The 19,398-nt window shown below is 58.1% G+C and carries 20 protein-coding genes; 8 read left to right on the forward strand and 12 right to left on the reverse strand.

Annotated features, from left to right (window positions below):
* Positions 1-140 precede the first annotated feature (140 nt).
* Positions 141-749: a hypothetical protein gene (locus AN476_RS05470; RefSeq protein ID WP_054459987.1), complete on the reverse strand. Its 609-nt coding sequence runs from the start codon at positions 747-749 to the stop codon at positions 141-143.
* Positions 750-889: 140 nt separating this feature from the next.
* A complete protein-coding gene (locus tag AN476_RS05475; RefSeq protein WP_054459988.1) occupies positions 890-3,235 on the reverse strand; it encodes a DNA topoisomerase IV subunit A in 2,346 nt (781 codons plus the stop codon).
* A 315-nt stretch (positions 3,236-3,550) separates the two neighbouring features.
* On the opposite strand from AN476_RS05475, the gene AN476_RS05480 reads away from it, so the two are divergent.
* The 6 genes from AN476_RS05480 to AN476_RS05505 all read left to right on the forward strand — a co-directional run bounded on the left by AN476_RS05480 (position 3,551) and on the right by AN476_RS05505 (position 8,075).
* The gene (locus tag AN476_RS05480; protein WP_054459989.1) at positions 3,551-4,270 is read left to right on the forward strand and encodes an SH3 domain-containing protein; all 720 of its coding nucleotides are present in this window, start codon (positions 3,551-3,553) and stop codon (positions 4,268-4,270) included.
* A 56-nt stretch (positions 4,271-4,326) separates the two neighbouring features.
* The gene (locus tag AN476_RS05485; RefSeq protein ID WP_054459990.1) at positions 4,327-5,157 is read left to right on the forward strand and encodes an SDR family NAD(P)-dependent oxidoreductase; all 831 of its coding nucleotides are present in this window, start codon (positions 4,327-4,329) and stop codon (positions 5,155-5,157) included.
* Between the two features lie 72 nt (positions 5,158-5,229).
* On the forward strand, positions 5,230-5,436 hold the full coding sequence (locus AN476_RS05490) for a twin transmembrane helix small protein (RefSeq protein ID WP_054459991.1): 207 nt from the start codon (positions 5,230-5,232) through the stop codon (positions 5,434-5,436).
* A gap of 3 nt (positions 5,437-5,439) precedes the next feature.
* Positions 5,440-6,018 (forward strand): cob(I)yrinic acid a,c-diamide adenosyltransferase, encoded by a 579-nt coding sequence (locus AN476_RS05495; protein WP_054459992.1) that lies wholly within the window; start codon positions 5,440-5,442, stop codon positions 6,016-6,018.
* A gap of 369 nt (positions 6,019-6,387) precedes the next feature.
* Positions 6,388-7,146 (forward strand): electron transfer flavoprotein subunit beta/FixA family protein, encoded by a 759-nt coding sequence (locus AN476_RS05500; RefSeq protein ID WP_009810803.1) that lies wholly within the window; start codon positions 6,388-6,390, stop codon positions 7,144-7,146.
* Positions 7,146-8,075: an electron transfer flavoprotein subunit alpha/FixB family protein gene (locus AN476_RS05505; RefSeq protein ID WP_054459993.1), complete on the forward strand. Its 930-nt coding sequence runs from the start codon at positions 7,146-7,148 to the stop codon at positions 8,073-8,075. Before AN476_RS05500 ends, AN476_RS05505 begins: the two co-directional genes overlap by 1 nt.
* 119 nt (positions 8,076-8,194) lie before the next feature.
* On the opposite strand, the gene AN476_RS05510 is transcribed toward AN476_RS05505, so the two are convergent.
* Positions 8,195-9,010 carry a DUF6473 family protein gene (locus AN476_RS05510; RefSeq protein WP_054459994.1) on the reverse strand — a complete coding sequence of 272 codons (816 nt, stop codon included), beginning with the start codon at positions 9,008-9,010 and terminating at the stop codon, positions 8,195-8,197.
* A 157-nt stretch (positions 9,011-9,167) separates the two neighbouring features.
* Between AN476_RS05510 and AN476_RS05515 the strand changes: the two genes are divergently transcribed.
* Positions 9,168-10,043 carry a 3-hydroxybutyryl-CoA dehydrogenase gene (locus AN476_RS05515; protein WP_054459995.1) on the forward strand — a complete coding sequence of 292 codons (876 nt, stop codon included), beginning with the start codon at positions 9,168-9,170 and terminating at the stop codon, positions 10,041-10,043.
* Between the two features lie 230 nt (positions 10,044-10,273).
* On the opposite strand, the gene AN476_RS05520 is transcribed toward AN476_RS05515, so the two are convergent.
* The 7 genes from AN476_RS05520 to AN476_RS05550 are packed head-to-tail and all read right to left on the reverse strand — an operon-like array spanning position 10,274 to position 15,695.
* Positions 10,274-11,167 (reverse strand): lysophospholipid acyltransferase family protein, encoded by an 894-nt coding sequence (locus AN476_RS05520; RefSeq protein ID WP_054459996.1) that lies wholly within the window; start codon positions 11,165-11,167, stop codon positions 10,274-10,276.
* A gap of 32 nt (positions 11,168-11,199) precedes the next feature.
* Positions 11,200-11,469, reverse strand: a complete 270-nt coding sequence (locus AN476_RS05525; RefSeq protein WP_054459997.1) for an HPr family phosphocarrier protein — start codon at positions 11,467-11,469, stop codon at positions 11,200-11,202.
* Positions 11,470-11,877: a PTS sugar transporter subunit IIA gene (locus tag AN476_RS05530; RefSeq protein ID WP_054459998.1), complete on the reverse strand. Its 408-nt coding sequence runs from the start codon at positions 11,875-11,877 to the stop codon at positions 11,470-11,472.
* A 21-nt stretch (positions 11,878-11,898) separates the two neighbouring features.
* Complete coding sequence (rapZ, locus tag AN476_RS05535) at positions 11,899-12,759, reverse strand: RNase adapter RapZ (protein ID WP_054459999.1); 861 nt, start codon at positions 12,757-12,759, stop codon at positions 11,899-11,901.
* A gap of 35 nt (positions 12,760-12,794) precedes the next feature.
* Positions 12,795-13,223, reverse strand: coding sequence for an HPr kinase/phosphorylase (locus tag AN476_RS05540; protein ID WP_083464250.1), 429 nt, complete (start codon positions 13,221-13,223; stop codon positions 12,795-12,797).
* Positions 13,224-13,241: 18 nt separating this feature from the next.
* Positions 13,242-14,957, reverse strand: coding sequence for a sensor histidine kinase (locus AN476_RS05545; protein WP_054460000.1), 1,716 nt, complete (start codon positions 14,955-14,957; stop codon positions 13,242-13,244).
* A 33-nt stretch (positions 14,958-14,990) separates the two neighbouring features.
* The gene (locus AN476_RS05550) at positions 14,991-15,695 is read right to left on the reverse strand and encodes a response regulator transcription factor (protein ID WP_054460001.1); all 705 of its coding nucleotides are present in this window, start codon (positions 15,693-15,695) and stop codon (positions 14,991-14,993) included.
* A 357-nt stretch (positions 15,696-16,052) separates the two neighbouring features.
* Between AN476_RS05550 and AN476_RS05555 the strand changes: the two genes are divergently transcribed.
* Entirely contained in the window at positions 16,053-17,651 is a 1,599-nt protein-coding gene (locus tag AN476_RS05555; protein WP_054460002.1) for a phosphoenolpyruvate carboxykinase, read from the forward strand.
* A gap of 71 nt (positions 17,652-17,722) precedes the next feature.
* On the opposite strand, the gene AN476_RS05560 is transcribed toward AN476_RS05555, so the two are convergent.
* Positions 17,723-17,917 carry a hypothetical protein gene (locus tag AN476_RS05560; protein ID WP_157063686.1) on the reverse strand — a complete coding sequence of 65 codons (195 nt, stop codon included), beginning with the start codon at positions 17,915-17,917 and terminating at the stop codon, positions 17,723-17,725.
* 42 nt (positions 17,918-17,959) lie between these two features.
* Positions 17,960-19,306 carry a dGTP triphosphohydrolase gene (dgt, locus tag AN476_RS05565; RefSeq protein ID WP_054460187.1) on the reverse strand — a complete coding sequence of 449 codons (1,347 nt, stop codon included), beginning with the start codon at positions 19,304-19,306 and terminating at the stop codon, positions 17,960-17,962.
* Between the last annotated feature and the right edge of the window lie 92 nt (positions 19,307-19,398).

Raw genomic sequence — 19,398 nt, forward strand, 5'->3', positions numbered from 1 at the left:
CTCTAGGCGCCCTTTTGAAAGAGAGGGCCGACTATCGACCCAAATTTCCTCTGCGCGCGCCGCATATTTGGTTTGGAGAAGAAAATCAACCCGTACCTGATTGATGGGGTTGCTTTTGGCCATCTTTGGCCTGCCTGTTTTTACTCTGCCACAGCTGCGGTATCGGCAGGCGCTGTGACCGGTTCCGGTTCGGCCAAGGTCTCAGGCGATTCTCCACCGTTGAACCAGCCCTTTTCGGCATGTTGCGCGGCCATGTATTCTTCCAGCCCATCAACAATCTTGAGCGCAAGCCCGTCGATCTGCTCTGCCTTTGTGCGGCTGTAGCCCGATCCAAAAATGGCGCTCTCACCTGTGGTATCCTCAAAGATCTTCATCTGGTGCTCTTTCAGCAGATAGGTCTTGGTGGTGACGTCATAGACAAAGACATTCACCACAGCGGCGCTTTTGGGGTTCACCAGAACCGGGATGCCGCCCGTGGCGAGTAAAAAGCCCTCCAGCGTGATAGCCACATCATATTTTCCAGCGCCATTGTAGCGACCCAGCCGCGCCTCCAAAGCGCGCTCAATGGGTTCATTCCATTCTGAAGTTTCGGCAGCCCGTGACAGAGGCCATTGCAGCGCCTTATCGGTATAGACAAAAGAGACCCGCATGTTGAAATCCCCAAGGTCCTCTTTGGCCTCGTTCAACTGGGTTTCGTCGCAGGCCGCCAGCAGGACCAGGGAGGCCAATAGAGCAAGAATTCGGATCATCAAGGGCCTCATCGGGTAGGAACTATGGGTTTTGGTCTAGCGTCAGATAAACCAGAGCCGCCCAATCGGTAAACCGAAAGGGGCGGCTCTGGCAATCTCGGTGGCCTAAGGGTCACAGATCATAGGCGAAAAACGTCCCACTATTTGAATTTGTAGTTCCGTGGGAAGCCATAGGGGGGGCGCTTGCCGATGCCTGCACGTTTGCCCAGCCACTGGCTGAGGTCGGTTTCATGGCGGGTCTTGCCGCCGCCCATCTCCCAGGAAATACCCTCGTCCCAGTTGAAGGTGGTGATATCGCTGAGCCCGCCGTCGAGTTCAAGCGAGCCCTGTTTCCCGCGTGCCATATTGTATTTTTGCAGCCGCACGCCCTTGCCGCGGGTCAGCTCTGGCATTTCCTCGACTGAAAAGACCAGAAATTTGCCGTTTTCCGAGACAATCGCCACGTGGTCACCGGTCACCGGAATACAGATCTGGGCACGATCATCATCCTTGACGTTCAACACCTGTTTGCCGGTTCGGGTCTGGGCCACGATGTCCTTTTCGGCGCAGATAAACCCGTTGCCTGCCGAAGAGGCCACCAGGAGCCTGCCTTCGGGGTTGTGAATCAGGATATCGACGATTTCGACCTCATTTGGCAGATCCACCATCAAACGCAGCGGCTCGCCCATCCCGCGCCCGCCGGGCAGGTTGGCGGCGCTAATCGTGTAGAAACGGCCATTGCTGCCAAAGGCCAGCAAACGGTCAGTGGTTTCCGCATGGAAGATAAACCGTGCACCATCGCCATCTTTGAATTTCAGCTCACGGTTCAGATCGATATGCCCGGTCATCGCCCGGATCCAGCCCATCTGGCTGCAAACCACGGTGATGGGTTCGCGGTCGATCATGGCCTCCAGCGGCACCTCTTCGACCTCGCCAGCCTCGGCAAAGCGCGAGCGACGGGCACCGCCAACATAGTCTTTGCCAAACTGTTTCTTGGTGGCGCGCAGCTGCTCGGTGATCTTGCTCCATTGCAGAACATCCGAGCCCAACAACTCAACCAGCCCGGCGCGCTCTTCGCGCAGGGCGTCACGTTCCTTGGTCAGTTCGACCTCTTCGAGGCGGCGCAGGGACCGCAGCCGCATATTCAGAATCGCCTCGGCCTGAACCTCGCTGAGCGCGCCTTCCCCCGGTGCCGGGGTCACATAATCCGCTTCCTCATAGGCACGGGGATGATCCAGATCCCAATCTTCCCGCATCAATGCAGATTTTGGATCCTCGTCGTAGCGGATGATATCAATCACCCGGTCCAGATTGAGGAAGGCGATGATAAAACCATCCAGCACTTCCAGCCGATGATCGATCTTGCCCATGCGGTATTCAGACCGGCGCTGCAACACATCGCGGCGATGATCGAGGAAGGCGCGCAGCACCTCCTTCATCGAGCAGACTTTGGGCGTCACCCCGTCGATCAGCACATTCATGTTGAGGCTAAAGCGCAGCTCCAGATCGGAGTTGCGGAACATCATGTTCATCAAAACATCCGGATCGACATTCTTTGACTTCGGTTCCAGCACGATACGGATGTCTTCGGCGCTTTCGTCGCGGATATCGGCGAGAATCGGCACCTTCTTGGTCTGGATCAGCTCGGCGATCTTTTCGATCAGCTTGGATTTCTGCACCTGATAGGGGATCTCGGTGACCACGATCTGCCACTGGCCCCGGCCCAGGTCTTCGACCTCATGGGTGCAGCGCAGCCGGAACGAGCCGCGCCCGGTGCGATAGGCCTTGGCGATGTTTTCGCGGGGTTCAACGATGATACCGCCAGTTGGAAAATCAGGCCCCGGCACATATTTCAGCAGCGTGTCATCATCGGCACCTGGTGATTTGATCAGATGGATACAGGCGTCAATGAGTTCCGCAATATTATGCGGCGGAATATTGGTCGCCATGCCCACGGCAATCCCTGCCGCCCCATTGGCGAGGATATTGGGGAAGGTTGCTGGAAGAACCGCTGGCTCTGTCAGGCGGCCATCGTAGTTGTCGCGAAAATCGACCGAATCCTCGTTTAAACCTTCCAGCATCGCCTCGGCGATAAAGGTCATGCGCGCCTCGGTGTAGCGCGAGGCCGCCGGGTTGTCGCCGTCGATATTGCCAAAGTTGCCCTGGCCATCAACCAGCGGGTAGCGGACGTTAAAATCCTGCGCCAAGCGAGCCATGGCATCATAGATCGCAGCATCACCGTGGGGGTGGAAATCCCCCATGGTATCGCCGGAAATCTTGGCCGATTTCAAAAAGCCCCCGGTCGAGCTGAGCCGCAGCCGATTCATCGCATAAAGGATCCGTCGATGAACCGGTTTCAGCCCGTCACGCGCATCGGGCAGAGCCCGGTGCATGATGGTGCTCAGCGCATAGGTCAGGTAGCGCTCCCCAATGGCACGGCGCAGGGGTTCCAGAATCTCGCCGTTTTGCGGCAGCGGGGCATCGGTATCGTCTTGGGTGTCGCTCATGCCTTTGTGATACTTCTCCCTTCTGCTGCGGTAAAGCGATGGATCCGATTTATCCACTGCCTTGCAACAACTGCTGCCTTTTCAGCATAGGCAGCCCGGCCAATGACCGCTGGGATGTGTGCTGATAGCGGCCAAAGGGGGAGAAGCCGGAACAGTCTCCCCTGTGTTCCGAGACGATTCGAACTATATTAATGGGATCAGTTTAGAGTATGGCGGCCTTTGGTGCTGCCACAGCGGTCCAATGGCCTGTTCCAGCCAATTTGGGCGTGCCGCCATTATTTGATGCTATTGATTTTGTTCCGGGGGGGATGCGCCATGTCGCGCCTAGTTATAGTCTCTTTTGCCTTCATGGGGTGGGGGTTTTACGAACTCAGCGGGGGGCGTGATTTTGTGGCGCCCGAACGGCCGCCTCAGCAGCAGGTCGCAGCCACGACTCCAGCTGCAACGCCAACTCAGCCGACAGCAGCAGACAGTAAGTTCCAGCGCAGCGCCAAGATCCGCGCCGCCTCGCTGGTCACGACACCGGTGCTGCAACCGACCTCAGCCGGTGCAGAGCACCCTGTCATCACCCCTAGACCTGCCGCAGATCCGGCTCATCGGCGAGCCGTCGCGCTAGAAAAAATCGCCTCGGCTGGCAACAGCTTGCAAAGCTCCGGCACAGCTTTTGCGCCGGGGGCTGAAACCGGTCTGCTACAGATGGACAATATCCAGGGCGGGCTGGTCGCCATGACCAATCGCCCCGCCAGCGGGACAGGCAGCGGCGGTATGGTGCTCAACACCGGGCTGTCAGCTGCAGATCCTACGACGCCCGCACCGCCTGCCGAAAGCTATCTCGACATCCGCCAGATCCGCGCTTCACGCGTCAATATGCGCCAAGGGCCTGGAACCATCTATCCGGTGATTGGCCGCTTGCTGGCCGGGGATGAGGTGCTTGTTGTGGAAGACAGCGGCACAGGCTGGCTGCAACTCAGAACCCAGAATGGCCAGAAGATCGGTTGGGTTGCCGCTTCCCTGGTGAGCAAGAAACGCTCATAACCCTGTGCAGAGTACCCCGGATCCATCAGCCGGGGGTTTGGCAAACAGGGTTGACCATGCAACAAACGATATTGATCACCGGCTGCTCCTCTGGGATCGGGCTGGACGCTGCGCGCGCCATGCGGGCACGCGGCTGGCGGGTCTTTGCCTCTTGCAGGCAGGCAGAGGACTGTGACCGTCTGCGCGCCGAAGGCTTTGACAGCCCGCGCATCGACTACACGGATGCCCAGAGCATCACCACCGGGCTGGCCGAGGTGCTGGAAGCGACTGGCGGCACTTTGGATGCGCTGTTCAACAATGGTGCCCATGGGCTGCCCGGCGCGGTTGAGGATCTGGCCACCGAAGGGTTGCGCCAGATCTTTGAGACCAATGTCTTTGGCTGGCACGAGCTGACCCGCCAGGTGCTGCCGGTGATGCGGGCGCAGGGCCATGGGCGAATTGTGCAGAATTCATCGATTCTGGGGCTGGTCTCCTATCCCTGGCGCGGCGCCTATGTGGCTACAAAATACGCCATCGAGGGCCTGACCGACACGCTGCGGATTGAGCTGATCGGTAGCAATATCGAGGTCGCCCTGATCGAACCCGGCCCGGTGACCTCACGGTTTCGCGAAAATGCCATTCCCCATTTTGAGCGCCACATCGATTGGAAAAACTCGGCCTTTCGCCCTCTGTATGAAAAGAAACTACTCAAGCGGCTCTATGAGAGCACAGGCCCGGATCAGTTCGAACTGCCGGCTTCCGCTGTCACCGCCAAGCTGGTCCATGCCTGCGAATCCCGGCGCCCACGGCCACGCTATTATGTGACCACACCGACCTATGTCGCCGGTTTCCTGCGCCGTATTCTGACCACCCGGGCAATTGACCGCATCCTGCTGAGACTCAGATAATCACTTCTTGGTCGCCAAGCCCTTCGGCAAAGGATAGACCAGAACCTAGGCAAACGCGAAGGAAGACAGCACATGGGTGATCCGCTTTATTTACTAGCAATTCTGGCAATGGCAGCTGTCGTGGTTGTTTTGGTGCTGGGGCTTGGCGGCTTTGGCAAAGGCGGCGCTTTCAACCAGAAAAATGCCAATAAGTTGATGCGGCTGCGGCTGTTGTTTCAGTTCATCGCTGTGGTGCTGTTGGTAGCCTATGTCTATCTGCGCGGCCAAGGAGGACAGTAAAACATGGTGGTCCTGAACAAGATCTATACCCGCACCGGCGACAAGGGCGACACCGCGCTTGGCAACGGCGCGCGCGTTGCCAAACATGATGCGCGCGTCAACGCCTATGGCACCTCGGATGAGCTGAACGCCTGTATCGGCGTAGCCCGCCTTTCGAGCTCTGATGACGCCAAAATGGACAGCGCCCTGTCGCGCATCCAGAATGACCTCTTTGATCTGGGCGCCGATCTGTGCCGCCCCGAAATGGATAAAGACGCTGAGGCGGAATATCCGCCACTACGCATTGCCCAATCTCAGGTCGACCGGCTGGAGAGCGAAATCGACGCGATGAACAAAGATCTGGCCGCGCTGCGCAGCTTTGTTCTGCCCGGGGGCTCTGCCCTGGCGGCGCATCTGCATATCTGCCGCACCGTAGCGCGGCGCGCTGAACGGCTGACAACAGAACTCGCGACAGTGGAAGACATCAACCCGGTGGTTGTGACCTATCTCAATCGCCTGTCGGATTGGTTTTTTGTCGCCTCGCGCCATGCCAATGACAACGGCGCCAGGGATGTGCTCTGGGTGCCCGGCGCCAATCGTTAAGGGGACCTTTGAGGCAGATTCTGGCGCAGGGTTTTCCCAAAGGCACCCAGCGTCACATGCTGCGCCGCAGCGTCACCTGTCGCAAAACCCATCGACAGAGCAGCGATTCGCGCCTAGCTAACTCTTGTTCCGGAACCCGTCACACCGGAGCAAGCCGCCAGCCGGTTTCGCGTCACCATGCGAAATGCGAGCAGCCACCACGAAACATTCTTGCAAGATTGTCGTGGCAAAAGACCAAACACGACGTCTGCGAACTGCAACGTGACGATTTTTCCCTGTTGTGCCCCGGTCTGACCCGGTATCAACAGCGCGAGAGCATAGAGGGTGCCCGTTTCGGCGGTGTGCCGTTTGTTAAGGAGAGAACGCAAAATGAAGGTACTCGTGCCTGTCAAGCGCGTGATTGACTATAACGTGAAAGTCCGCGTCAAAGCGGACGGCAGCGGTGTCGATCTCGCCAATGTTAAAATGTCGATGAACCCCTTCGACGAAATCGCTGTAGAAGAGGCCATCCGCCTCAAAGAAGCAGGCAAGGCTGATGAAGTCGTTGCTGTTTCCATCGGCGTGAAGCAGGCTCAGGAAACCCTGCGCACCGCTCTGGCCATGGGCGCCGACCGCGCCATCCTGGTTGTGGCCGCTGATGATGTGCACAGCGACATCGAGCCACTGGCGGTTGCCAAGATCCTCAAAGGCATCGTCGACGAAGAGCAGCCCGGCCTGGTTCTGGCTGGCAAGCAGGCGATCGACAACGACATGAACGCCACTGGCCAGATGCTCTCGGCCCTCCTGGGCTGGTCGCAAGGCACCTTTGCCTCTGAGCTGGACATCGATGGCGACAAAGCCGTTGTGACCCGCGAAGTGGACGGCGGTCTGCAGACCATCAAGGTGAACATGCCTGCCATCGTCACCGTTGATCTGCGTTTGAACGAGCCACGCTATGCTTCGCTGCCAAACATCATGAAGGCAAAGAAGAAGCCCATGGCCGAGAAGACCGCCGCCGATTACGGCGTCGATGTCACTCCGCGCCTGGAAGTGGTTTCCACCTCCGAGCCAGCGGCCCGTGCCGCCGGTATCATGGTTGGCTCCGTTGACGAGCTGGTCGAGAAACTCAAAGAAGCGGGGGCTGTGTAATGGCTGTTCTTCTCCTTGCTGAAGTGACCGATGGCGCCCTGGCGCTGGACGCAACCGCCAAGGCCGTTTCTGCGGCTGCTGCTCTGGGTGATGTGACCGTTCTGGCCGCTGGCGCCTCTGCTGCGGCTGCTGGTGCCGAAGCCGCCAAGATCGCTGGCGTTTCACGGGTTCTGGTTGCCGAAGATGCTTCCCTGGGCCACCGCCTGGCGGAACCCACTGCGGCGCTGATCGCCTCGCTGGCTGGTGACTATGAGCACATCGTTGCTCCGGCCACCACCGACGCCAAGAACGTGCTGCCCCGCGTCGCCGCGCTGCTGGACGTCATGGTAATCTCGGATGTGACAGCTGTTGTTGACGGCTCCACCTTTGAGCGTCCTATCTATGCAGGTAACGCGATCCAGACCGTCAAATCCTCGGATGCAAAGAAAGTTATCTCTTTCCGCACCGCGACCTTTGACGCGGCTGGCGAAGGCGGCTCTGCCTCCGTTGACACCATCGGTGCTGCCGAAAACCCCGGTCTGTCCGAATGGGTCGAAGACAAGGTTGCCGCCTCTGACCGCCCCGAGCTGACTTCGGCTGGTGTGGTTGTTTCTGGTGGTCGTGGCGTTGGGTCAGAAGAAGACTTCAAACTGATCGAAGCCCTGGCAGACAAGCTGGGCGCGGCGGTTGGCGCCTCGCGTGCGGCTGTTGACTCCGGCTACGCTCCTAACGACTGGCAGGTTGGCCAGACCGGTAAGGTCGTCGCGCCTGACCTTTATGTTGCTGTCGGCATCTCCGGTGCGATCCAGCACTTGGCAGGCATGAAAGATTCCAAAGTGATCGTTGCGATCAACAAGGACGAAGAAGCGCCAATCTTCCAGGTTGCCGACTTTGGCCTGGTTGCGGATCTCTTTGCTGCCGTGCCTGAGCTGACCGAAAAGCTCGGCTAAGCGCGATACGTCCGACCAGGGGCAATCCTGAGCGGACCAACACATAGAAACGGGGCCTGCATTTGCTGCGGGCCCCGTTTTCTTTGGCTCTCTCAAATCAACTGATGTCGGTCCGCGCCCTATAGCAGTTCTTGAAGTGTTTCGGCCAGCAGGCAGCCAATGCGGGCCTGCTCCTTTGGTCCCAGCATGTGTTGCGCCGCAGGAAAGTCCAGATCACCCAAAATCATACCGTCAAAGTCATCCACCAGCCCCGCAGGTGACACATCGATCTCGACAAGACCCTCAACACGATCCTCCAGAGCCTGGATCATGCTGCGCTCTACCAAAACAGGCTCCTGAGTGAAGGCAGCCGTGCCATTGAGATCATAGCGTAGCCACAGCAGGACAACCCGCCCCTGCAACTCCGCGATCATCTGCGTCATGCGGTCTACCCAAGCGTCCTGAAGATGCTGACGGACCTGGGCAAACCGCTCCTCTGAGAGCGCCTGAAGCGAGGTCAGCAGATGTTTGTTAAAATGAAACTCGGTATAGTCCACCTCGGGAAACAGTGTCTTGAGGGCTGGTTGCGCCTGCAGAAAGCGGTCGTTGCGCCGTGGATGCACCCGGTAGTAGCGGTTCGAGACATTCTGTGCCCCCAACACCTGCACCACCGCAAGCTCCGCCTGACGCGCAATCGCCAATAATGCCCCATCTGAGGCAAAGGCATCCAGACCTGCATTCACGGCCGCCAGATTGACACAGGTTCGCTTCAACAGGGACTCGCCAACATCGGACATTGGCGTTTTGACAAAGCGGCCAAACACCTCGGTGCCACCAAGAAACGCGATATAAGGACTTTTCAATTCTCTTAGAGGGCCACGCACCGGCAAACGCGATCCCGCGTAGCAGCACGTTCCGCCCGAAAGCGCGCCTGCGCTTTTGGTTTCGTAACTCATGGTTCCCACCAATCTTTTCACCCAAGGATCACTTTGGCGGGGAATGATTGCAAATTCCCTAAAGTTAAATTTCACCTAAAATTCCAGATGAGCAGCCTTGTGTCTGCCCCAAAGCCCCCGATAAGGTTATCCCGCAGGCAATTCAGGAGCCACGGGAATGGAAATCAAAAAGATCGGCATCATCGGCGCGGGCCAGATGGGCAACGGCATCGCGCACGTCATGGCATTGGCTGGCTATGATGTTGTTTTGAATGACATTAACCAACAGTCCCTGGATGCTGCCGTTAGTTCCATTCAAAAAAATCTGACGCGTCAGGCCAGTCGCGGAAAGATCTCCGAGGCAGATGTCAGCGCCGCTATGGCCCGCATTGCAACAACCTTGGCTTTGTCCGATGTCGGTGCGACGGATTTGGTCATCGAGGCCGCGACCGAACGCGAAACCATCAAGCAAGCCATCTTTGAAGACCTGCTGCCACATCTGCAGCCTCATACGATTCTCACCTCCAACACTTCCTCAATCTCGATCACCCGTCTGGCCAGCCGCACAGACCGCCCCGAGCGTTTCATGGGGTTTCACTTCATGAATCCGGTGCCGGTAATGCAGCTGGTGGAACTGATCCGGGGAATTGCCACCGATGAAGAGACCTTTGCCGCCTGTCAGGCCGTGGTTGCACGCCTGGGCAAGACCTCGGCCAGCGCCGAAGATTTCCCCGCCTTCATCGTCAATCGGATCCTGATGCCGATGATCAACGAAGCAGTCTATACGCTGTATGAAGGGGTCGGCTCGGTCAAATCTATTGATGAGTCGATGAAGCTGGGCGCCAACCACCCGATGGGGCCCTTGGAGCTGGCTGATTTTATCGGCCTGGACACCTGCCTTGCGATTATGAACGTGCTGCATGAAGGGCTGGCCGATACCAAATACCGCCCCTGCCCGCTGCTGACAAAATATGTCGAGGCCGGCTGGCTGGGCCGCAAAACACAGCGCGGTTTTTACGACTATCGCGGTGAAACTCCCGTCCCTACCCGCTGATTCTCCTCTCCTCAAGCCGCTGCTTCGGAGCCCTCATCGCCTGACACCCGTAGGACGGCGGTGCGGGCCAGGATCAAGCCAAATTGCGGAGGCTCCGCGCCCTTTGGGCGTGGATACCGTCATTTTGCTTGGGACTGGAACAAAGCGCTGTCACGCAGGGATCAGGAGATGCGGGCTTTGAAGTTGCTGCTTTGGTGACTCAGAAGCTGAAAAGCCCCAAAACGCCTGACTCAGCTCTTCTTACCGAGGCTGAGAGTATGCTCACGCAGCCAGGCCATAAAACCACGCGGGTCGCTTTGTAGCTGCGCCATCTGTTCGTCGGTCAGGGGCTCCCCCACCACCGGCGCCTGTGGCTTGTTGCAGGAGCGGACGATTTCATGCAGCAGCAGGCCTTGGCGCAGAATCGGGGACAGCTTGTTGGCAATCTGATAGCTGCGCGAATTGCTGCCAGGAAAGAAGATCGGCACCACCCGCGCGCCAGAGCGACGGATCAGCTGCGCAGTAAAGACGTTCCATTCCTGTTCGATTGCCGGGCCGAACCAGCTCTCGGAGGACATCACAACCCCCGATGGGAAGAGCGCAACAACACCCCCCGCCTTGAGGTGTGACATGGTCTTGGCGCGCATCTCGACCATCTTCTTTTGCGCTTCCGGATCATGCGGGAAGGGAACTGGGATCATAAAGGAGGTTGCTGCCTCATCCAGGCCGGTCAGCACCGAGCGGGTCAGGATCCGATAATCCTGACGCACCAGGCCAATCAGATCGGCAAAGATCATACCATCGACCATGCCATGCGGGTGGTTGGCGACAATCACCACCGGGCCTTCGCCGGGGATGTTTTGGATCTGCTCTTCGGGGGTGAGCAGGTTGATACCCATCACATTCAGCGCCCCGCGCCAGAACTTTTGTCCCCGGTATTCGGCGTTCTGGTTTTCAAACTTCTTGACCATGCGCAAAATGGTCAGCTTGCCGGTCATCCACTCGATCGCCTTGATCGCCAAAGAGGTCCAGCGGTCATCAAAGGAATTGGCATAGGTCAGGGTGCGCCGGTCATAGACCTCGCCTGTTCCCTGGTCACTCTCCGGTGCAACACCGGTGTTTTGCTCATGTGCCGTATCCGCCACCGTGCCATTCCTGTCCGTTTAAAGGGGAGAGATTAAAATCCCTCACCGAACTTGTCAGCCACCAGGGCCTCAACCGCCTCGGCCAGAGCACCAGCATCCGGCCCCGAAGTCTCGACGTCAATAGTCGTTCCTTTCGAGGCTGCCAACATCAAAAGCCCCATAATACTGTCGCCAGAGGCAGACATGCCGTCCTTTGACACCTCAGCCGTGGCATCAAAGCCCTCGACAACCTCTACCAGCTTGGCAGAGGCACGGGCATGCAGCCCCTTTTCATTGACGATTTTTAATGTCTTCAAAACCATTTACTGCGCCTGCTCCCCGTCGGGGTTGATGTTTTGTGAATTGATATACTTGCGTCCGGCTTCCATCGCCTGACGCACCGCCTCTCCCACGACAAGATGGCGAGATTTGGCCAGCTTGATCAATAGTGGCAGGTTTGCCCCGTAAAGAATGCGCCGATTGAGCGGCTTGCAGGCGCGCAGACTAAGATTCGACGGAGATCCACCAAAGAGATCCGTCACCACGACAACACCGTCGCCTGTGTCCACCTGATCCGCCGCAGCGCAGATTTCGCATTGCTTGTCTTCGCGGTCATCTTCCGGCGCAATGGCAATGGACAAAAGGTTGGGCTGAGGCCCTACGACATGCTCGACTGCGGCCAGGTATTCCCTGGCCAGTCCGCCATGTGCCACGATCACGATCCCGATCAATCCTGCAACTCCGTATTCCTGCTAGCTTTGCAGCTCGCGATGTCTAATTGACACCTGCTGGCCCTCTTCTGCAAGGGCTTTTGCGAGGGTTTCTGCAAGGGTGACGGATCGGTGCTGGCCACCGGTGCACCCAAAGGCGATCGACAGATGCGATTTCCCCTCCTCGCGGTAAGCTGGCAGTAGATACTGCGTCAGGTCCAGCACGCGGGCAAAAAAGCCCTCGTATCGGGCGTCCGCTTTGACATGCGCCTGCACTGCTGCATCGCGGCCATTCTTCCCGCGCAGATCCGGGTTCCAATAGGGATTGTCCAGAAACCGGCAATCAAACACCATGTCGACGCTGCGCGGCACTCCGCGTTTGTAGGAAAAGCTTTGAATAGAAAGCGCCAGATTGCGCCCTGCCGGCGCAAAGATCTGTTCGATCTCAGCCTTGGCCTGATGCACATTCATATCAGAGGTGTCCAGCAACAGGCTGGCCCGGTCGCGGATCGACCCCATCAGGCTCAACTCCCGCTGCACCCCCAGTTCAGGGGTTTCCCCCGGAGATAGAGGGTGGCGGCGGCGGGTTTCAGAATAGCGCCGCAGCAGAACCTCGGGGCGCGCATCCATGTAGAGTACCGACAGATCACACCCCGCGCGAGCGTCGAGCATGTCAATGACCTCGAGCAGGGCCGCAGGGGAGAAATCCCGGTTACGACTGTCCAGCCCCAGGGCCATGGGCCCGGCGTCTCCGGCGGCCGAGACCAACCCCGGCAACAGACGCAGAGGCAGGTTATCAATCGCCTCATAGCCAAGGTCTTCGAGCACATTGATGGCAGTTGTCCGCCCCGCCCCAGAGGGACCAGTCACCAGAACAATCGGCACTACCTTGATGTCAGACATGAGCCCTCCGCCAGTCAAAAATATATACTGAAATCCTAAGCATCGGGATCAAGTAGCCCAGATTTCAAGAACTGTATCAGGGCAGCGGCAAAAGAAGGCCCCTCGACCCGATGAAAGACCTGCACATCCCGCTCCAGCAGCTTCTGATACCGTTTGACAGGCAGGCGCTCCGTCTCGGTCAGGTCCAGATCGACGATAGCACAGATCCTGGCTTCTGCGGCGACCTCGGCCGTCAAAATTCCAAAATGCCGCGCCTCGATGAGCCCCTTCAGGGCCTCAGGCGATCTGGCTTGGACGGCATCGCCTGAAGACCAAAGACACACCTGATCATCCGCAATCAGATCCGCCCCAAATGCCATGAGCTGCAGGGTCAAAGAGGACTTTCCGCTCCCAGATGCCCCCCGGATCAGAATCCCGCGTCCCCCCAGTGACACGCAGCTGGCATGCAGGGTGAGACTGGGCATCGTCACGGGCCTCACAGATCAGACAGGCAGGCCAACAACAAAACGCGCGCCCAGAGGTTCAGAGGTCACATCGGCCTCGGTAGGGCGAATATTCTCTGCCCAGATCACGCCACCATGCGCTTCGACGATCTGTTTGGAAATCGCCAGCCCAAGGCCCGAGTTATTGCCAAAATGCTCTTCGGGGCGCTGCGAGTAGAAGCGTTTGAAGATCTTCGACAGCGCCTGTTCCGGGATACCGGGTCCTGTGTCTTCGACCACGATCAAGACGCGATTGTCACGTCGACGTGCCCAAACCCGGATTGCATCGCCCTCTTCGCAAAAGGAAATCGCATTGGTGATGAGATTGACAAAGACCTGCGCCAAACGAGCTTCCAGCCCCTGCAGCATCACCGGACGCTGTGGCAGGTCCGTGATATAGTCGATCTCTTTTGCCCGCGCGTCCTCGCCCAGATATTGGTTGAGATTGGTGAGCATCTGCAGAAGATCAAATTCATCCTCTTCTTCTTTCACCAGCTCAGCGTCCAACCGCGAGGCATTGGAGATATCGCTTACCAGGCGGTCAAGGCGACGCACGTCGTGTTCGATCACCTCCATCAGCTTCTCGCGCTGATCGTCCCGCTTGACCATTCGCAGCGTGCCAACTGCAGATTGCAGGCTGGCCAGCGGATTCTTGATCTCATGGGCCACATCAGCGGCAAACTGTTCGTTGCTATCAATCCGGCTATATAGTGCCTTGACCATGCCGCGTAGGGCACGGCTCAGCCGACCGATCTCATCCGGGCGCGCGGACAGATCCGGGATGCGGATACGACCAGATTGCGCCTTGCGGGAATCCCGCTCACGCCCCAGCTCGGCGGCCTCGGCAAGATCTGCAAGCGGATTGGCAATGGTTGAGGCCAAGACCAGGCTGAGCCCGATAGAAACCAACAGCGCAATGACAAAAATCTGCAAGACCCGCTCGCGCTCTCCACGCACCAAGGCGTCGATTTCTCCTGAGGGGGAAGCAAGCGCCACCACGCCAATGGCTGTGCCATTGCTGAGGATAGGGGCCACCGCAGACAGGACTATTCCACCACTGGTATCGCCGACTACTTGGAGCTGCGCCGCACCGGTCAGGGAATGCTGAACTAAGGTCTGCAACTGCTCCTGCAATGGCTTAACATTGCCCTCTTCGGTGGATTGGGATTGGAACACCCCACCCAGCGTCGTCCAAATGGCCGACAGCCCGTCAGAGATCAATGTGCGGCTCTTGCCTCCTTCATTCAGGGTATTTAGTGCTCCAGGCCGGTTCACACCAGTGACCTGAGCCACCAGCACACCAGAGGTATCAAAGACAAAGGCTTCGACCCCGCCGCGCAGGGTGACACCCTCAAGCACCTCCACCGGATCGATGCCATCTCCTGTCGTCAAACTGACCGCGCCGGAGGAGGGCAGGACCGCTTCATAAACATCGGCAATTAGCGAGACTTCGGCCACCAGGGCACCGGCTCGCTGTTTCACCAGGCTCTGGCGAGACGAGTTCAGATAGAGCACCCCCGCAACCAGAATGATCAGCGCGATAAGATTGAAAGTGATGATCTTGCGAGTCAGAGGCGAGCCTTTCAAAGAGAAAAACCCACGCCGCGCCCGTTTCACCTGCATTTCGGCTGCAACAGTCTGATCCGGCGCGACCCAATCGTCGCCCAAAACCACATCGCCTTCTTGCCGACTCGATGTCAGGCCAGTGTCACGCATTGTTTCACGCCCCCCTGGAAACCACTGCAGGACTTACTCTTCATTATAGCGGTAGCCGATCCCGTAGAGCGTCTCGATCGCGGCAAAATCCGTGTCTGCGGTGCGCATTTTCTTACGCAGCCGTTTGATATGGCTGTCGATGGTCCGATCATCCACATAGACTTGGTCATCATAGGCCACATCCATCAACTGATCGCGGCTTTTGACAAAGCCGGGACGCTGCGCCAGCGCCTGCAACAGGAGGAATTCGGTCACGGTGAGCGACACATCCTTTCCCTTCCAGCTGACTGCGTGGCGCAATGGATCCATGCGCAGGTTGCCACGTTCCATCACCTTGGTCTCGGGGCTCTCAACGCCAACCTCATCGCCGTTCAGCGCATCCTGACGTCGCAACAGCGCGCGGATACGCTCGACCAGCAAGCGTTGCGAGAAGGGTTTCTTGACGTAGTCGTCGGCCCCCATGCGCAGGCCCAGAACCTCGTCGATCTCATCATCTTTGGAGGTGAGAAAGATCACCGGCATCTGCGTTTTTTGGCGCAGACGCTGCAACAGATCCATACCGTCCATGCGGGGCATCTTGATGTCCAGCACGGCCATATCCGGCAGCTTCTTGTTAAAGGCATCCAGAGCGGCCTGCCCATCGTTGTAGGTTTCAACCTCGAACCCTTCGGCCTCGAGTGTCATCTGCACCGAGGTCAAAATGTTACGGTCATCATCCACCAAAGCAATCTTCGACATTGGATTTGCCCCTAAATCTGCTCTTTATATTGTCGTTATTTTTTTCCTTTCATCGCCCGTCTTGCACGTCGAATCAATCCCCATTGGCGAATCGGGCCTCTCTTTCGCCACAATTAGGGCAAAAATGTCTTATCATCCGCTGAAGAGTGAACAAGGATCCGGCATCGCGGCCAATGGTTGCGCTAAACTCCGCCTTGATGGCGCTAACTGCGCCAAACCGTCCTGTTCAGTCATGGAAACGTCATGTTATGAGCTGCCTAACCGGTGTCGATACCGGCACTTCTGCCCCGAATTTGGCCTTGGGGCGCGGCTTTTAATGGATGCGGCTGATCACAACCGCCACAGGAGAGAGAACACATGGCATCTGGACGGGTTAACCCGAATTTCCGCCTCGAGGATCAAGGTATCGAGGGTCTGGGCAATGTCCATTACAACCTCATGGAGCCTGCCCTTATTGAAGCAGCTCTGAAGCGTGACGAAGGCACCCTGGGCAATGGCGGCGCATTCCTCGTCACCACCGGCAAATTCACCGGCCGCTCCCCCAAGGACAAGCACGTCGTCAAATCCGACAGCGTCAAAGATACCATCTGGTGGGAAAACAACGCCGAGATGTCACCCGAAGGGTTCGACAATCTTTATGTCGACATGCTGGAGCACATGAAGGGTGGCGACTACCACGTGCAGGATCTGGTTGGCGGTGCCGACCCCAAGCATTCGATCAATGTGCGTATGGTTACTGAACTCGCCTGGCACGGTCTGTTCATCCGCACCATGCTGCGCCGCCCCGAGCGCGAAGACCTGAATGAGTTTGTGGCAGATTTCACCGTCATCAACTGCCCCAGCTTCCAGGCCGACCCCAAGCGTCACGACTGCCGTTCGGAAACCGTCATCGCGATGAACTTTGATCGCAAGATGATCCTGATCGGCGGCACCGAATATGCAGGTGAAAACAAGAAATCCGTTTTCACCCTGCTGAACTACCTGCTGCCCGAAAAAGGCATCATGCCGATGCATTGCTCGGCCAACCACGCCAAGGGCAATCCCGTAGACACCGCCGTGTTCTTTGGCCTGTCCGGCACCGGCAAGACCACGCTGTCTGCCGACCCTGATCGCGTGCTGATCGGAGATGATGAACATGGCTGGGCCGACAACGGCACCTTCAACTTTGAGGGCGGCTGCTATGCCAAGACCATCAGCCTCAACCCAGAAGCTGAGCCCGAGATTTATGCGACCACCTCCAAATTCGGCACTGTGATCGAAAACATGGTCTTTGACGAAGAGACCAAAGAGCTGGATTTTGAGGACGACAGCCTGACGGCCAACATGCGTTGCGCCTATCCGCTGCACTATATCTCCAATGCATCAGAGAGCGCGATTGGTGGCCACCCCAAGAACATCATCATGCTGACCTGTGATGCCTTTGGCGTGCTGCCTCCCATTGCGCGTCTGACCCCGGCGCAGGCGATGTATCACTTCCTGTCTGGCTTCACCTCCAAGGTGGCTGGCACCGAGCGCGGCGTGACCGAGCCGGAGCCCACATTCTCCACCTGCTTTGGCGCGCCCTTCATGCCGCGTCGCCCCGAGGTTTACGGCAACCTGCTGCGCGAAAAGATCGCCGCCCATGGCGCGACTTGCTGGCTGGTCAACACCGGCTGGACCGGTGGGGCCTACGGCGTTGGCTCGCGGATGCCAATCCGCGCCACCCGTGCCCTGCTGACAGCTGCTCTCGAAGGGTCGCTGGCCGATGCCGAGTTCCGCAAAGACAGCAACTTTGGTTTCGACGTGCCAGTCTCTGTGCCCGGTGTTGCCGAAGTGCTGCTGGACCCGCGCCGCACCTGGGACGATCAGGCCGCCTATGACAAACAGGCCGCAAAACTGGTTGAGATGTTCTCCAACAACTTCCAGCAGTATCTGCCCTATATCGACGAAGACGTAAAAGCCGCCGCGATCAGCTAAGCCCAATACGTCACGACAAATAGAAAACCCGGCCATTGGCCGGGTTTTTTTCGTATACTATCCGAAAAGCCTCAGAGCAGCCCCATGAGGTAGAGCGGCATAAAAAACGACAAAAGATGCGCCAATACGGCAAGTGGATTTTCCAAGAGCACCCGCAAGGACGATTTCTCCAAGCGAAACATTTGCCTTGTGCCTTCTCGGTATCGGCGGGAACATAGCAACAGAACTGCATAGGTCGCCAACATCGAGATCAAGAGAATGGCCATTTCCTGCTCCTGCGCCATCTAGGACCCCTTCGCGTCTTTAGTTCAGATCCGACCCGCAATCATGTCCCGCACCTTTACCGCATAGCGGTCCGTCATCCCTGAGACAAAATCCGCCAGACTGTGCATGGCGGTGTATTCGTCGGTAATGCCGCGCAGATCCAGATCCACTGCCCGTACCAGCTTGGCCCAATAGCCATGTTTATCGAGGAAGGTCTCGACCTGCCAATCACAGTCCCGCAGATCACCATACAACTCGTGGAAATGATCCAGCACCGCAAAGATCACCTGTCGCCCGGCGATCTCCAGCTCTGTCTTGCGCTTTGCTGTAAAGATCCGGGCGTTTGAGATTTCTTTCATCTGGCCAAAGGCCTCTGCCTTGCTGGAGACCTCCATCAGCCCGTCGTTGAAGTCACCCGACATGATGGCCTCATAATGGGCCAGAAAGGCCTCTACTGCGGCCTTAATCGCTTGATGGATGGCGCTGGCGCGCCGCATCGCCACGATCTCGCGCGGGGTCATCGTCGGATCATCCGCCCGGTTGGGCTTGCCTGCGACGCTTTCCAGACAGTCTATCACCTGAGTGGTGCTGAGATCCCCCACCGTGGCGGCATCCTCCAGATCCAGGATCCGGTAGCAAATGTCATCCGCCGCCTCCACCAGAGAGGCCAGCGGGTGACGGCGCCAGTATTTGCCCGCTCCTGCCCCATCGACACGCAGCCCGGTGGCCTCGGCCACCTCGGCAAACAGCGCGGCCTCGGCCTCAAAGACACCAAATTTCTTCAACCCCACATAACCGGGCGCGCTCAGCTGCCGTGCCGCGGCGGTGCAGGGGTATTTCATGAAGGCCGCAAGGGTGGCGTAGGACAGGCGCATACCGCCATCGCGGCGCGCCATTTCCAATGTTGCCGCGATGCGAAAGCCCTGGGCATTGCCTTCAAAGGCCTCGAACTCGGCCTGTTGCGCCTTGGGAACCGCCCCGGCAACACCAGCCTTGGCCTCAAATTGGCGGGCGAACCAATGGCCGATACTGTCCTCGCCGGAATGGCCAAAGGGCGGGTTGCCGATGTCATGCACCAGACAGGCTGCCTGAACCGTACCAGCGATCACCTCCCGCTGCGTTTCCGAGATATAGCCTTTCTCGAGCATCGCCTGCCCGGCCAGAACCCCCAGCGAGCGCCCCGCACTGGCGGTTTCTAGGGAGTGGATCATCCGGTGATGCACATGGTCATGCTCATAGAGCGGATGCACCTGGGTCTTCTGCGCCAGACGGCGAAAGGGTTCCGAAAACAGAATCCGGTCATAGTCCTGCAAATAGGCGGGGCGACCAGGAACTTCTGCAAAATCCGGGCGGCACAATCGCCCTGCGTTCAACAACCTGTCCCATTCCATCGCCATCTCGCCCAGCTCCCGTGACTGCCAACACCATCTAACTGTTGCTTAAACGGGAGCGCAGAGCAGAATGCAAACGCTTCCGGAGATAG

This window comes from Phaeobacter sp. 11ANDIMAR09 (genome assembly GCF_001294455.1).
Taxonomy (GTDB): Bacteria; Pseudomonadota; Alphaproteobacteria; order Rhodobacterales; family Rhodobacteraceae; genus Pseudophaeobacter.